General features: G+C 70.9%; 13 protein-coding genes. 1 reads left to right on the forward strand and 12 read right to left on the reverse strand.

The window, feature by feature from the left end:
* Positions 1-12: 12 nt before the first annotated feature.
* A complete protein-coding gene (locus tag ACIRF8_RS30355; RefSeq protein ID WP_404219929.1) occupies positions 13-2,544 on the reverse strand; it encodes an ATP-dependent Clp protease ATP-binding subunit in 2,532 nt (843 codons plus the stop codon).
* Between the two features lie 432 nt (positions 2,545-2,976).
* Here ACIRF8_RS30355 and ACIRF8_RS30360 point away from each other — a divergent pair, with 432 nt between their 5' ends.
* Positions 2,977-3,600, forward strand: a complete 624-nt coding sequence (locus tag ACIRF8_RS30360; RefSeq protein WP_404219931.1) for an SCO3374 family protein — start codon at positions 2,977-2,979, stop codon at positions 3,598-3,600.
* Here the strand turns inward: ACIRF8_RS30360 and ACIRF8_RS30365 are convergent.
* The 11 genes from ACIRF8_RS30365 to ACIRF8_RS30415 all read right to left on the reverse strand — a co-directional run bounded on the left by ACIRF8_RS30365 (position 3,579) and on the right by ACIRF8_RS30415 (position 13,336).
* Positions 3,579-3,914 (reverse strand): Lsr2 family protein, encoded by a 336-nt coding sequence (locus ACIRF8_RS30365; protein ID WP_404219933.1) that lies wholly within the window; start codon positions 3,912-3,914, stop codon positions 3,579-3,581. The two genes, ACIRF8_RS30360 and ACIRF8_RS30365, sit on opposite strands and share 22 nt — an antisense overlap.
* 249 nt (positions 3,915-4,163) lie before the next feature.
* Positions 4,164-4,724: an amino-acid N-acetyltransferase gene (locus tag ACIRF8_RS30370; protein ID WP_404219935.1), complete on the reverse strand. Its 561-nt coding sequence runs from the start codon at positions 4,722-4,724 to the stop codon at positions 4,164-4,166.
* A 9-nt stretch (positions 4,725-4,733) separates the two neighbouring features.
* Complete coding sequence (locus ACIRF8_RS30375; protein ID WP_404219937.1) at positions 4,734-5,174, reverse strand: BlaI/MecI/CopY family transcriptional regulator; 441 nt, start codon at positions 5,172-5,174, stop codon at positions 4,734-4,736.
* 125 nt (positions 5,175-5,299) lie between these two features.
* Complete coding sequence (locus ACIRF8_RS30380; protein WP_404219939.1) at positions 5,300-5,488, reverse strand: hypothetical protein; 189 nt, start codon at positions 5,486-5,488, stop codon at positions 5,300-5,302.
* Between the two features lie 13 nt (positions 5,489-5,501).
* Positions 5,502-6,098 (reverse strand): hypothetical protein, encoded by a 597-nt coding sequence (locus ACIRF8_RS30385; RefSeq protein WP_404219941.1) that lies wholly within the window; start codon positions 6,096-6,098, stop codon positions 5,502-5,504.
* An 86-nt stretch (positions 6,099-6,184) separates the two neighbouring features.
* Positions 6,185-7,816, reverse strand: coding sequence for a hypothetical protein (locus tag ACIRF8_RS30390; RefSeq protein ID WP_404219943.1), 1,632 nt, complete (start codon positions 7,814-7,816; stop codon positions 6,185-6,187).
* Between the two features lie 97 nt (positions 7,817-7,913).
* Positions 7,914-8,711 carry a type III pantothenate kinase gene (locus ACIRF8_RS30395; RefSeq protein WP_404219945.1) on the reverse strand — a complete coding sequence of 266 codons (798 nt, stop codon included), beginning with the start codon at positions 8,709-8,711 and terminating at the stop codon, positions 7,914-7,916.
* Complete coding sequence (gene nadC, locus ACIRF8_RS30400; RefSeq protein ID WP_404219947.1) at positions 8,711-9,709, reverse strand: carboxylating nicotinate-nucleotide diphosphorylase; 999 nt, start codon at positions 9,707-9,709, stop codon at positions 8,711-8,713. Before nadC ends, ACIRF8_RS30395 begins: the two co-directional genes overlap by 1 nt.
* Positions 9,706-11,421, reverse strand: a complete 1,716-nt coding sequence (locus ACIRF8_RS30405) for an L-aspartate oxidase (RefSeq protein WP_404219949.1) — start codon at positions 11,419-11,421, stop codon at positions 9,706-9,708. The genes nadC and ACIRF8_RS30405 overlap by 4 nt, the downstream gene beginning before the upstream one ends.
* Entirely contained in the window at positions 11,418-12,404 is a 987-nt protein-coding gene (gene panC, locus ACIRF8_RS30410; protein WP_404219951.1) for a pantoate--beta-alanine ligase, read from the reverse strand. The genes ACIRF8_RS30405 and panC overlap by 4 nt, the downstream gene beginning before the upstream one ends.
* Complete coding sequence (locus tag ACIRF8_RS30415; protein ID WP_404219953.1) at positions 12,401-13,336, reverse strand: Rossmann-like and DUF2520 domain-containing protein; 936 nt, start codon at positions 13,334-13,336, stop codon at positions 12,401-12,403. The genes panC and ACIRF8_RS30415 overlap by 4 nt, the downstream gene beginning before the upstream one ends.
* Between the last annotated feature and the right edge of the window lie 111 nt (positions 13,337-13,447).

Genomic DNA, 13,447 nt, shown 5'->3' on the forward strand with positions numbered 1-13,447 from the left:
ACCCCGGAGGGGTTACGCCTCCTTGCTCAGATTCGGCCCCGCGGAACCACCCGCGGCCGCGTCCTCGATCGGCGGGACGTCGGGCAGCGCCGACTTCTCCTCGCCCCGGAAGGTGAAGGTCTTCGCCTCACCCTCGCCCTCCGTGTCGACGACCACGATGTGGCCCGGACGCAGCTCGCCGAAGAGGATCTTCTCCGACAGCGTGTCCTCGATCTCGCGCTGGATCGTGCGACGCAGCGGACGCGCGCCCAGCACCGGGTCGTAACCCTTCTTGGACAGGAGCTCCTTCGCGGACTGCGAGAGCTCGAGGCCCATGTCGCGGTCCTTGAGACGCTCGTCCACCTTGCCGACCATCAGGTCGACGATCTTGAGGATGTCCTCCTGCGTGAGCTGCGGGAAGACGACGACATCGTCGACACGGTTGAGGAACTCGGGGCGGAAGTGCTGCTTGAGCTCGTCCGACACCTTGTTCTTCATACGCTCGTAGTTGGACTTCGTGTCACCCGTGGCCGCGAAGCCCAGGTTGAACCCCTTGGAGATGTCACGCGTACCAAGGTTGGTCGTCATGATGATGACCGTGTTCTTGAAGTCCACGACGCGGCCCTGGGAGTCGGTCAGGCGACCGTCCTCCAGGATCTGCAGCAGCGAGTTGAAGATGTCCGGGTGGGCCTTCTCCACCTCGTCGAAGAGGACGACGGAGAACGGCTTGCGGCGCACCTTCTCGGTGAGCTGCCCGCCCTCTTCGTAGCCCACGTAGCCGGGGGGCGAACCGAAGAGACGCGAGACCGTGTGCTTCTCGCTGAACTCCGACATGTCGAGGGAGATCAGCGCGTCCTCGTCACCGAAGAGGAACTCGGCGAGCGCCTTGGACAGCTCGGTCTTACCGACACCGGACGGACCGGCGAAGATGAACGAACCACCCGGACGCTTCGGGTCCTTCAGACCGGCCCGCGTACGGCGGATCGCCTTCGAGAGCGCCTTGACGGCGTCCTTCTGGCCGATGACCCGCTTGTGGAGCTCGTCCTCCATGCGCAGCAGACGCGAGGACTCCTCCTCGGTCAGCTTGAAGACCGGGATGCCGGTGGCGGTCGCGAGGACCTCGGCGATCAGCTCGCCGTCGACCTCGGCGACGACGTCCATGTCGCCGGCCTTCCACTCCTTCTCGCGCTTGGCCTTCGCGGCGAGCAACTGCTTCTCCTTGTCACGGAGAGAAGCCGCCTTCTCGAAGTCCTGGGAGTCGATCGCCGACTCCTTGTCGCGACGCACGCCCGCGATCTTCTCGTCGAACTCGCGGAGGTCCGGCGGCGCGGTCATCCGGCGAATGCGCATCCGGGAACCGGCCTCGTCGATCAGGTCGATCGCCTTGTCGGGCAGGAAGCGGTCCGAGATGTACCGGTCGGCCAGCGTGGCCGCCTGCACGAGGGCCTCGTCCGTGATCGAGACACGGTGGTGGGCCTCGTAGCGGTCGCGCAGACCCTTGAGGATCTCGATGGTGTGCGGCAGCGACGGCTCCGCGACCTGGATGGGCTGGAAGCGGCGCTCGAGAGCGGCGTCCTTCTCCAGGTGCTTGCGGTACTCGTCGAGCGTGGTGGCACCGATGGTCTGGAGCTCACCGCGGGCCAGCATCGGCTTCAGGATCGAAGCGGCGTCGATGGCGCCCTCGGCGGCACCCGCACCGACCAGCGTGTGCAGCTCGTCGATGAACAGGATGATGTCGCCGCGGGTGCGGATCTCCTTGAGCACCTTCTTCAGGCGCTCCTCGAAGTCACCGCGGTAGCGGGAACCGGCGACCAGCGCCCCGAGGTCGAGGGTGTAGAGGTGCTTGTCCTTGAGGGTCTCGGGCACCTCGCCCTTGACGATGGCCTGGGCGAGGCCCTCGACGACGGCGGTCTTGCCGACGCCGGGCTCACCGATCAGGACCGGGTTGTTCTTGGTGCGGCGCGACAGGACCTGCATGACGCGCTCGATCTCCTTCTCGCGCCCGATGACCGGGTCGAGCTTGGACTCACGAGCGGCCTGCGTCAGGTTGCGGCCGAACTGGTCGAGCACCAGGGACGTGGAGGGCGTGCCCTCGGCAGGACCGCCGGCGGTGGCGGTCTCCTTGCCCTGGTAACCGGAGAGCAACTGGATGACCTGCTGCCGCACCCGGTTGAGATCGGCGCCCAGCTTGACCAGGACCTGGGCGGCGACGCCCTCGCCCTCACGGATCAGGCCGAGCAGGATGTGCTCCGTGCCGATGTAGTTGTGGCCGAGCTGAAGGGCCTCGCGGAGCGACAGCTCCAGGACCTTCTTGGCACGGGGGGTGAAGGGGATGTGCCCGGACGGGGCCTGCTGGCCCTGACCGATGATCTCCTCCACCTGCTGGCGGACCGCCTCGAGCGAAATCCCGAGGCTCTCCAGGGCCTTAGCGGCGACACCCTCGCCCTCGTGGATCAAGCCCAGGAGGATGTGCTCGGTGCCGATGTAGTTGTGGTTGAGCATCCGGGCTTCTTCCTGAGCCAGGACGACAACCCGCCGCGCGCGGTCGGTGAACCTCTCGAACATCGTTAATCGCTCCTCAGAGCGGTCAGGCAGTAAAGGGGTCGGTCCCCTCCCTGTCCTTCCGCAGCTTAGTCCCGCAAGCGGGGACCGCTCATTCCAACTGCCGACACCGGTTGATGGCCTCCTGCCCCCGAACGCCGACAACTGCTCCAACCCGATGGTGCGAGACGATGTTCCCGCAGGCCAGGCAGATACCCTCACCATCACTACGCCGATGGCGAACGCGAGATGCCCGGCGAACTCGTGTCGCCCCTCCCACTAGGGATGTCTTACCCGCACTCACTGACACTCCATGCGGCGCACGCCGGTTCCCTCCGCTACGGGCGAACACCATTGCGCCGCTTCACGCTCTCGTACGCCCCGTTCTCGAACACCCAGCGCGTTCGTCTCGCCACCAAACGTAACCCCTGGACGCTCCGAAGGGTTGCTCAGGGCATGGTCGCCTTCACGTCTGTCACCGGCAGCGCCGTCCCGACGCCGCGGCTCCCGCCCGACGCGGCGGGAGCCGACGCGGTCCGGCAGTGGTACGAGGACGAGCTCGGCTGGGCCGCGACGAGCGGCCCCGAGGGCGTCCGGCTCCGTACGGGTCTGCGGTTCGACGTGCTGGAGCTGCCGGCCGACGCGGGCTTCGCGATGCTGCACAGGTGCGATCCCCGGTCGCCGGTGGCCGTCCGGGGAGAGACGATGCAGTTGTTGGTCGCGGCGGGGAGCGCCGACGAGCTGCCCGGCCTGCTGGACTGGCTGGAGTGGGGCGCGCTGCCCCTTGACCTCGTCGCCGTGGGCGCGGGCGGGTTCATCGACGCGCCGACGCCCGCGGGGTGGACCGGTTCGCGGGAGGCCGCCGTGTGGGTGCGGCCCCCCGAGCCCGGCCGCGAGGTGGAAGCGGTGCTGCCGGCCCTGACGACCCTGACGGCCGTCTCGACCTGGTCGGTCGTGGGGGGCGGTGGGGGCGCCCCCGATCTCGTACGACTCGTGGACACGGCGGCGACGCACTGCCACCGGGCCCGCCTGCGCCGCGCATCGGCAGCGCCGGGGAATCAGCCGTTGGCCTTCTCGTAGGCCTCGCGGATCGCCTGGGGAACGCGGCCGCGGTCGTTGACCTCGTGGCCGTTCTCCTTGGCCCAGGCCCGGATCTGCGCGGTGTCCTGGTTGCCGCCGGACGCGGCGCGCGCCTTGCCCCGGCCGCTCGTGGAACGGCCACCGGTGCGACGGCCGCTCTTGACGTACGCGTCGAGCAGCCCGCGAAGCTTGTCCGCGTTGGCGGTGGTGAGGTCGATCTCGTACGTCTTGCCGTCGAGCGCGAACGTCACGGTCTCGTCCGCCTCGCCACCGTCGAGGTCATCGACAAGAAGGACCTGAACCTTCTGTGCCACCGGATTTCCTTTCATCGATATCTGAAGGGCCGGCCCCCTGCGACCGTGGCCGCTGTTTCGCCGTCCCCTTGTTATATGCAGTACTGCAGTACGTCGGAAAGCAAACCGCTTTTGCGGGAAAAACACAAACCCCTGGCTGAGATCGGGAGAGATCTCGGAGTTGTACGCTGCCCGGCCGGGCCGAAAACATGCGCGTTTCGGACATAGGGAACCGCTCGACGGCCGTTGCCGGAATACCTCACGGGACGATCACAGATGCAGAAGCATCCGGCTGTTGCCCAAGGTGTTCGGTTTCACTCGTTCGAGACCGAGGAACTCCGCTACGCCCTCGTCATAGGAACGCAGCAGCTCGCTGTAGACATCGGTGTCGACCGTATCGACGGGCGTCTCGCCGATCTCCACGAAGCCGTGCTTCATGAAGAACTCGACTTCGAAGGTGAGACAGAAAACGCGCCGAACGCCGAGCCAGCGTGCGGTCTGCAACAGCTTGGCCAACACCTGATGACCGACGCCACCGCCCTTGACCTGCGGGTTCACCGCGAGCGTGCGGACTTCCGCCAGGTCTTCCCACATGACGTGCAGCGCGCCGCAGCCGACGACCTCCGCGTTGTCGTCGCGTTCCGCGACCCAGAACTCCTGGATGTCCTCGTAAAGGGTCACCGTGGCTTTGTCGAGCAGGATCCCCTGGCGGCTGTACGCGTCGAGCAGTCGGCGCACCGCCGGTACATCGGCGGTCCTGGCCCTGCGGACGGTGACCGCTTTAGCGGTCGAATCGGAGCGTGCGAAGACTTCGGGGGGCTCTGCTGGCATGAGCGGACGCTATCGCCCGGTCCCGTCGTCCGCTTCCCCGGGTCCTGAGGGCACTTCGGTCGGCACTTCGGGCGGGGCTTCGGCGGACACTTCGGGCTGAACGATGCGCATGGCGTCCCTGAGCGCCTCGCGCTGCTGGGGCGACATCATGCCGAAGAAGGCGACGAGCGCGGCTGCCGGGTTGTCGCTGCGCGCCCAGGCCTCGTTCATCAGTGCGGCCGAGTAGGCGGCGCGGGTGGAGACGGCCTCATATCGATAGGCCCGGCCTTCCGCCTCGCGGCGCACCCAGCCCTTCTGATGGAGATTGTCCAATACGGTCATGACCGTCGTGTAGGCGATCGACCGTTCCTGCTGGAGATCCTCCAGGACTTCTCTCACCGTCACCGGGCGGTTCCACTTCCACACCCGTGTCATCACTGCGTCTTCGAGTTCTCCCAAGGGGCGGGGCACGAGCAGCACAATAGTGGGAGAAGACGGTAATTCAACGCCCAACGTGGCAAACGGCGTCAATCAATAGCAAAAGGGGCGCCCGGTGGGCGCCCCTCCTCACGCTGCGGCCCTGGGGCCCGGCCCGCTCAGGCGCCGGCCTCGTGCTGCACGGTGCCGCCCTGGCGGGCGGCCTCGGCGCGCGCGAGGGCGGCGTCGACGGCCGCGTCCTCCTTGGCCTTCCTGTCGCCACCCTGCGACTTCACGATCGTCACGATCAGGCCGATGAAGAACACGGCCATCACTACGGGGGGCACGAGCGCGGAGACGTATTCCATGGCTCCAGAGTAGCTAGCCCGCGGCCAGCCGTTGCGGCGGGGCCGTGGGCTGCGCGGGTCGGCGCTTGGGCGGGAAGACCTCGGCCGGGGTGGGCACGGGCTTCGGCGGCGTGTCCGGCCGGGGCCTCTCGGGCTGCCGGTCGCTGCTCACCAGGCCGCCGGGCAGCGCCAGCAGATGCGTACGGGAGGCCGGGACGCGCGGTCGCCGGCGCGCTTCCAGCCGGTCCCGTACGCCTTGCTCGGCGAGGACCTGGCAGCGGCCGAGCAGGGCCGCCGCGGTGGGGTTGCCGCGCAGGGCGCGCAGGCCCGCGAGGTCGTCGGCACCGGGCTGGTATCCCGCCGCCAGGGCGTCCTGGAGGAGGCTCAGATAGCCGGTCACGGAGCCGGGCAGGGCAGCCCGGTACCGGTCGAGGTCGGCGAGGAGGAAGGCCCGCATGCGGGCGCTCTCCCGCGCGGCGTCGTCGACCGACTCCGCGAGTCGCAGACAGTCCCGGACGTCCTTGTCCGAGGCGGGGCTGGGATGGAGGGCGAGGGCGAGGGCGCGTCGGAGCACACGCAGCTCTTCTGCACCGAACGCCAGGCCGCCGCGGTTTCCGTAGGGCGTGGGCATGCGGCGACGATACGGCTTATTACGGACAAATCGGCTTAACCGGCAATTCCCGGGCGTGCCCCGGCGCCCGGGAATGGTGCGAGGACCTACGCGCGAGCGGTCCGGCGGCGGCGTGCGAGGGTGAACAGCCCGGCGCCCACGGCCAGGGCCACGCCCGCCCCGGCCGCGTACCACGGAAGAGCGCCCGCGCCGGTGGCGGCCATGGAGCCGGTTCCGGTGCCGCCCGAGGCCGTGCCGGAGCCGCCGGTGCCCGGCGAGGCCGAGGAGTCACCGGTGCCCGGGGTCGCCGTGGCGCCGCCCGCCGCCGAGCCCGTGCCGCCCGTACCGCCCGCGGACGGGGCGGAGCCGTCGCCCAGCTTGCCGTCGACGGTCACGATGATCGGCGCGATGTCGTTCTTCTTGTTCAGGTCCTCTTTCCCGTGGCTCAGCGTGATCTTGCCGGGGGCGAGTGCGGAGGGCTTGTCGATGCGCAGGTCGAAGTCGAAGGGGGTGAGCTTCCCGGCGAGGAAATAGTCTTCCGCCTCCGGCTCCCAGCAGTAGTACCTCTCGGAGCTGCCGTCCTCGCGGCAGTTCGCCGGAGCCTTCATCACCGTGGTGCCGGGCGGTGTGACCACCCTGACCTCCGAGGTGGGCTCGTCTCCGGGCTCGCTGCCCGTCCAGTTCTTGATGGTGGCCGGGCCCTTGTTGCGTGCGCCCAGGTGCGCCGTCACCACCTGCCCCGCCTTGCCGTCGAGGGTGGCGCCGACCGCCTCGAAGTCCAGGGTGTTGTCGGCGACGACCGAGCCGGACAGCAACGCGTGCCCCGGGATCGTCGGCCCGCTCGCACGCGGTACGGCCGTCAGCTCCGGTCCGCTCCCGCGGTGCGACGAGGTCGGCTTCGACCTCTCGTAAGCGCTCTCATCCACGAAGATGTCGCCGTACCAGCTCTCGCTCAGCGCGGAGTCGGTGAGCCTCAGCGGGCCCAGGTCCAGGTCATAGGCGGCACCGGGTTCGACGTTCTGGGCGATGTGACAGCTCATCGCCGGATGCTTGTCGTCCAGGCCGTACTCACAGTTGCTGTACTCCCTGGCGAACGACAGGCTCGGGGTGAGGCGCAGCCTGACGTAGACGTCCCGCACGGGCCGGCTGCTGAAGTTCGTGAAGCCGGCCAGGGGCCGCACCGTCCCTCCCGGCTTCACCGGGTCGCCGGGCGGGACCTGTCCGGTCCGGTCGATGAGGACGCTCTTGTCCGCCATGGTCACGGTCAGCTTGGTCGTGCCGAGGGACACCCCTTGTGCCTCGGCGGACACGCTGATCTCACCGGAGAAGCCGGGCCGGGCGCCGGGCAGCACCTCGAAGACCAAGGCCGCCACGCCGTAGCTGTCGCCGGGCTTGAGAGCTTCGCCGTACGTACATGCCTCGACCAGCTCCCGTGGCTGGGTGCACAGCGACTGGTTCGTCACCGCCAACTGTCCCTTGAGAGCCGTCAGGTCCATGGTCACCTTGACGTTCTTCAGGGTCCGTCCGCTGACGTTGTGCCCCTGGATCGGCTGCTCGGAGAATTCACCGAACGGCTCGACCTCGGTCGACGGGCCCTCTTTGTACTGGCCGATGGTGAACGTCATCGCCGGATCTCCCTCGGCCGCCCGGCCCGGGGCCGCTGCGCCGAGGGCGACGAGTCCCGCCGCGAGGGCGGGCACCGCGGCGCGTATCGCGGTACGGGACAGGGGTCTGGGCATGGCGCGGTCCTCCGGAACATCAGCGATCAAGGCATGTCGATCGCCGGGTCAGACCGACGCGGCCGGTCGAAGGTTGTAGGCAGCAGGGGCCGACTCGCTACGAACGAGAGACGTTCCGCTCATAGACCAGGCGCAGCCCGATCAGCGTCAGCCACGGCTCGTGTTCGTCGATGACCGACGCCTCGCCGAGGATGATCGGCGCGAGCCCGCCGGTCGCGATGACGGTGACGTCGTCCGGGTCGGCCGCCAGCTCCTTGGCCATGCGGTGCACGACCCCGTCGACCTGGCCCGCGAACCCGTAGACGATGCCCGACTGCATGGCCTCGACCGTGTTCTTGCCGATGACGCTGCGCGGCCGGGCCAGCTCGATCTTGCGGAGCTGCGCGCCGCGCACGCCGAGCGCCTCCACGGAGATCTCGATGCCGGGAGCGATCACGCCGCCCGCGTACTCGCCGCGCGCGGAGACCGCGTCGAACGTCGTCGCCGTGCCGAAGTCCACGACGATCGCCGGGCCGCCGTACAGCTCGACGGCCGCCACCGCGTTGATGATGCGGTCGGCGCCGACCTCCTTGGGGTTGTCCATGAGGATCGGGACGCCGGTCTTGATACCGGGTTCGACCAGCACGGCGGGGACGTCGCCGTAGTAGCGGCGGGTGACCTCGCGCAGTTCGTGCAGGACCGAGGGGACGGTCGAGCAGATGGCGATGCCGTCGATGCCGTCCCCGAGTTCGTCGCCGAGCAGCGGGTGCATGCCCATCAGGCCCTGGAGCAGGACGGCGAGTTCGTCGGCGGTTCTGCGCGCGTCCGTGGAGATGCGCCAGTGCTCGATGATCTCCTCGCCGTCGAACAGGCCGAGGACGGTGTGGGTGTTGCCCACGTCGATGGTGAGCAGCATCAGAGTGCCGCCTCGCGCAGGTCGAGGCCGATGTCCAGGATCGGCGAGGAGTGGGTGAGGGCGCCGACCGCGAGGAAGTCGACGCCGGTCTTCGCGTACGTGGCGGCGTTCTCCAGGGTCAGCCGGCCCGAGGACTCCAGGAGCGCGCGGCCGGCGGTGAGCGCCACGGCCTCCTCGGTCTCGGCCGGGGTGAAGTTGTCGAGGAGGATCAGGTCGGCGCCCGCGTCCAGGACCTCACGGAGCTGGTGGAGCGTGTCGACCTCGACCTCGACCGGCAGGCCGGGGAAGCGGTCGCGTACCGCCTGGAAGGCCGCGGCGACGCCGCCCGCCGCGACGACGTGGTTGTCCTTGACCAGGGCCGCGTCCGAGAGGGACATGCGGTGGTTGACGCCGCCGCCCGCGCGGACCGCGTACTTCTCCAGGGAGCGCAGGCCCGGGGTGGTCTTGCGGGTGTCACGGACCTTCGCCTTCGTGCCCTCCAGGGCGTCCGCCCACGCGCGCGTGGCCGTCGCGATGCCGGAGAGGCGGCACAGGAGGTTGAGCGCGCTGCGCTCGGCGGTGAGCAGATCGCGGGTGCGGGTGGTGACGGACAGGAGCTTCTGGCCCGCCGTCACGAGGTCGCCGTCCTCGGCGTGCCGCTCGACCTCGAACTCGTCGGTGGCGACGACGGAGATGATCGCCTCGGCGACGCGCAGGCCCGCCACGACCCCGTTCTCGCGGGCGGTGAAGTCCGCGGTGGCGACGGCGTCCTCGGGGATCGTGGCGACCGTCGTCACGTCGACCCCGCCGTCGAGGTCCTCGGCGATCGCCATGTGGGCGATGTCCTCGATCTCGACCGGGTGCAGGCCCGCGTCGAGCAGGAGCTGGGCGAGCGAGGGGTCGAGGCCGCACTCCATGGCGTCCTCGGCCGCGTCGTGCGCGCAGCCGCAGTTGTCGCCGCAGCCGCCGTTGTCGGCGTCTGCCAGGGGGAGGTCGGGGGTGGCGCTCACTTCGGTCACTGCTCCTGGGGGTTCGTTGCCGTTGCGGGGAAGTCTGCGGTGGCCGTGGTGCGCGTGGCCAGGGTCCGGTCGGGATTCAGGCGTACGACGATGTGGCGGCGCCAGTTCGCGTCGTCGCGGTCGGCGTGGTCCTCGCGCCAGTGGCAGCCGCGGGTCTCCTCGCGGCGGCGGGCGGCGGCGACCAGGACACGGGCCACGCACAGCAGGTTCGTGGCCTCCCAGGTGTCGACGCCGGGCTCGGCGGTCTTGCCGTGCTCGGCGAGGGAGTCGACCGCCTCGGCGTGGATGCGGTCGAGCCGGTCGGCGGCCTCGGCGAGGGATGCGGCGGAGCGGAGCACGCCCGCGCCCGCCGTCATGGTCCGCTGGATGGCGAAGCGGGCCTCGGGCGGCAGGAGGGGGTGGGTCGGGGTGCTCGGGTGCGGGACGGGTGCGGGCACGCGCGCGTGGAGGTGCTTCGCGGCGTGCTGCTCCTTGATGTCGTCGGCGATGCGTTCCGCGTAGACCAGGCCTTCGAGGAGCGAGTTGGAGGCGAGGCGGTTCGCGCCGTGGACGCCCGTGCAGGCGACCTCTCCGCACGCGTACAGGCCGGGCACCGTGGTGCGGCCGTGCAGGTCGGTGCGGACGCCGCCGGAGGCGTAGTGGGCGGCCGGCGCGATCGGGATGGGCTCCGTGACGGGGTCGATGCCGTGGGCGCGGCAGGCGGCGAGGATCGTCGGGAAGCGGTGCTCCCACATGTCGGCGCCGAAGTGCCGTCCGTCGAGGTACATGTGCTCGGTGCCGAGCTGTTGCATGCGGCGCGTGATGCCCTTGGCGACGATGTCGCGGGGCGCCAGTTCGGCGAGTTCGTGCTGGCCCACCATGAAGCGGACGCCGTCCGCGTCGACCAGGTGGGCGCCCTCGCCGCGGACGGCCTCGGAGACGAGGGGCTGCTGGCCCTCGGCGTCCGCGCCCAGGAAGAGCACGGTCGGGTGGAACTGGACGAACTCCAGGTCGCTGACCTCGGCGCCCGCGCGCAGGGCGAGGGCCACGCCGTCGCCGGTGGACACGTGCGGGTTGGTGGTCGCCGAGTAGACCTGGCCCATGCCGCCGGTGGCGAGGACCACGGCGGGGGCGAGGACCGCGCCGACGCCGTCGTGCTGGCCCTCTCCCATGACATGCAGGGAGACGCCGGCCGTGGTGCCGTCGGCGTCCGTGAGCAGGTCGAGGACCAGGGCGTTCTCCACGGTGCGCACCCCGCGCGCGCGTACCGCCTCGACGAGGGCGCGGGAGATCTCCGCGCCGCTCGCGTCGCCGCCCGCGTGCGCGATGCGGCGGCGGTGGTGGCCGCCCTCGCGGGTCAGGTCGAGCGCGCCGTCGGCGGTCTCGTCGAAGCGGGCGCCGGTCGCGATCAGGCGGCGTACGGCGCCGGGGCCCTCGGTGACCAGGGTGCGTACCGCGTTCTCATCGCACAGGCCGACGCCCGCGACCAGGGTGTCGTCCAGGTGCTGTTCGGGGGTGTCGCCCTCGCCGAGCGCCGCGGCGATGCCGCCCTGCGCCCAGCGGGTGGAGCCGTCGTCGAGGCGGGCCTTGGTGACGACGACCGTGGTGAGGCCCGCGGCCTCGCAGCGCAGGGCGGCGGTCAGGCCCGCGACCCCGGAGCCGACGATGACGACGTCGGCCTCGACGGACCAGCCGGGGGCGGGGGCGTGCAGACGTATGCCGGTGGAGGTCACGGTCGGGCTCCGAACGTCAGGGGCAGATTGTCGATCAGCCGGGTCGTTCCCACGCGCGCGGCGACGGCGAGCAGGGCCTCGCCCCGGAAGTCGTCACCGATGTCGCTGAGGTCGGTCGGGTCGACCAGGGCGAGGTAGTCCAGTTCGACGGGCGGGCGCAGCCGCGCGGCCTCGTCCAGGACCTGGCGGGCCGCGGCGCGGACGGCCGCGGGGCCACCGGGTGAGGCGACGGCGTGGGCATCGGCGGCGGCGCGGGCCTCGCCGAGGGCGCCCAGCGCCTGGGCTCGCGCGCGCGTGGAGGGGTTCTCGGCGGCACGCGCGCGCAGGGCCTCCTGGGCGGCGTGCCGGTCGCGGCCCGCGAACAGGGCGCGGGACAGGGCGAGCGCGCTGCGGCGCTCCTCCGGGGACAGGTAGCGGTTGCGGGAGGAGAGCGCCAGGCCGTCGGCCTCGCGGACCGTGGGCACGGCGACGATCTCCACGTCGAAGTTCAGGTCGCGGACCATGCGGCGGATCAGGGCGAGCTGCTGTGCGTCCTTCTGCCCGAACAGGGCGACGTCCGCGCGCGTGAGGTGCAGGAGTTTGGCGACGACGGTGAGCATGCCGTCGAAGTGGCCGGGGCGTGAAGCCCCTTCGAGGCGCTCGCCCATCGGTCCGGCCGCGATACGTACCTGCGGCTGTCCGCCGGGGTAGACCTCGTCGACGGAGGGCGCGAACACGGCGTCGGCGCCGGCCTGTTCGGCGATCTTGAGGTCGGCGTCCAGGGTGCGCGGGTAGCGGTCGAGGTCTTCACCGGCGCCGAACTGCAACGGGTTGACGAAGACGGTGACGACCACTTCGCCGTCGGCGCCCGCGCGGGCGCGCGCCGTGCGGATCAGGGTGGCGTGGCCTTCGTGCAGGGCGCCCATGGTCATGACGACGACGCGCTGCCCGGCACGCGTGCGTGCCCGCAGTTGCTCGCCCTCGTGCAGCAGAACGGTGCTCATCGGGTCTCCTCCGCACCGGTCGCGAGGACGCCGAGCAGGTCCTCGGCGAGCTCGGGCTTCAGCAGACCGTGCGCGAGGGCCCGGTCGGCGGTGGCGCGGGCCATCGCGAGGTATCCGGCGACGGTCCCGGGGGCGTGCTTGCGCAACTCGGTGACGTGCGCGGCGACCGTGCCGGCGTCGCCGCGTGCGACGGGTCCTGTGAGGGCCGCGTCGCCGGACCTGAGCGCATTGTCGAGCGCGGCGCCGAGCAGCGGGCCGAGCATCCGGTCGGGGGCGGTGACGCCCGCGTCGCGGAGCAGGTCCATGGCCTCGGCGACCAGGGTGACCAGGTGGTTCGCGCCGAGCGCGAGGGCCGCGTGGTAGAGCGGCCGCATCTCCTCGGCGATCCACTCGGGTTCGCCGCCCATCTCGATGACCAGGGCCTCGGCGGCGAGGCGCAGCTCCTCGGGCGCGGTCACGCCGAACGAGCAGCCGGCCAGGCGCTGGATGTCGACGACGGTGCCCGTGAACGTCATGGCGGGGTGCAGCGCGAGGGGCAGGGCGCCCGCGCGGAGGGCCGGGTCGAGGACCTTGGCGCCGTAGCGCCCCGAGGTGTGGGCGAGCAGTTGTCCCGGGCGTACGGAGCCGGTCTCGGCGAAACCCTCGACAAGGCCGGGCAGCGCGTCGTCGGGGACGGTGAGCAGCACGAGGTCGGCGCGGGCGAGGACTTCGTCGGGCGTCACGACGGGGACGTCCGGGAGCAGGGCCGCGGCCCGCCTGACGGAGGCGTCGGAGACCGCGGAGACGGCGACGGGGCGGTGCCCGGCCAGTTGGAGCGACGCGGCGAGCGCGGGTCCGACGCGGCCCGCGCCGACGACGCCCACGGTGAGGCGGGCCGGGCGGGCGCTGGGGTCGGTGGGCTCGGGGCGGGGGTTCGGCGGGGGAAGTGACACGGGACGACGGCCTTCCGTTCCAGTCCGCTCGGGGTACCGGACGATTTCTCGTCATGTTAACGCTATCTGGGCGGGTGGGCCTCGGCTGTCCACAGGCTGTGGGCAAGCGCA

The organism is Streptomyces sp. NPDC102406 (assembly GCF_044765725.1).
Lineage (GTDB): Bacteria > Actinomycetota > Actinomycetes > Streptomycetales > Streptomycetaceae > Streptomyces.

Coding starts and splice junctions, on each gene's coding strand:
- ACIRF8_RS30355 (WP_404219929.1), bottom strand. CDS start 2,544: ATGTTCGAGAGGTTCACCGACCGCGCGCGGCGGGTTGTCGTCCTGGCT.
- ACIRF8_RS30360 (WP_404219931.1), top strand. CDS start 2,977: ATGGTCGCCTTCACGTCTGTCACCGGCAGCGCCGTCCCGACGCCGCGG.
- ACIRF8_RS30370 (WP_404219935.1), bottom strand. CDS start 4,724: ATGCCAGCAGAGCCCCCCGAAGTCTTCGCACGCTCCGATTCGACCGCT.
- ACIRF8_RS30380 (WP_404219939.1), bottom strand. CDS start 5,488: ATGGAATACGTCTCCGCGCTCGTGCCCCCCGTAGTGATGGCCGTGTTC.
- ACIRF8_RS30385 (WP_404219941.1), bottom strand. CDS start 6,098: ATGCCCACGCCCTACGGAAACCGCGGCGGCCTGGCGTTCGGTGCAGAA.
- ACIRF8_RS30390 (WP_404219943.1), bottom strand. CDS start 7,816: ATGCCCAGACCCCTGTCCCGTACCGCGATACGCGCCGCGGTGCCCGCC.
- ACIRF8_RS30395 (WP_404219945.1), bottom strand. CDS start 8,711: ATGCTGCTCACCATCGACGTGGGCAACACCCACACCGTCCTCGGCCTG.
- panC (WP_404219951.1), bottom strand. CDS start 12,404: ATGAGCACCGTTCTGCTGCACGAGGGCGAGCAACTGCGGGCACGCACG.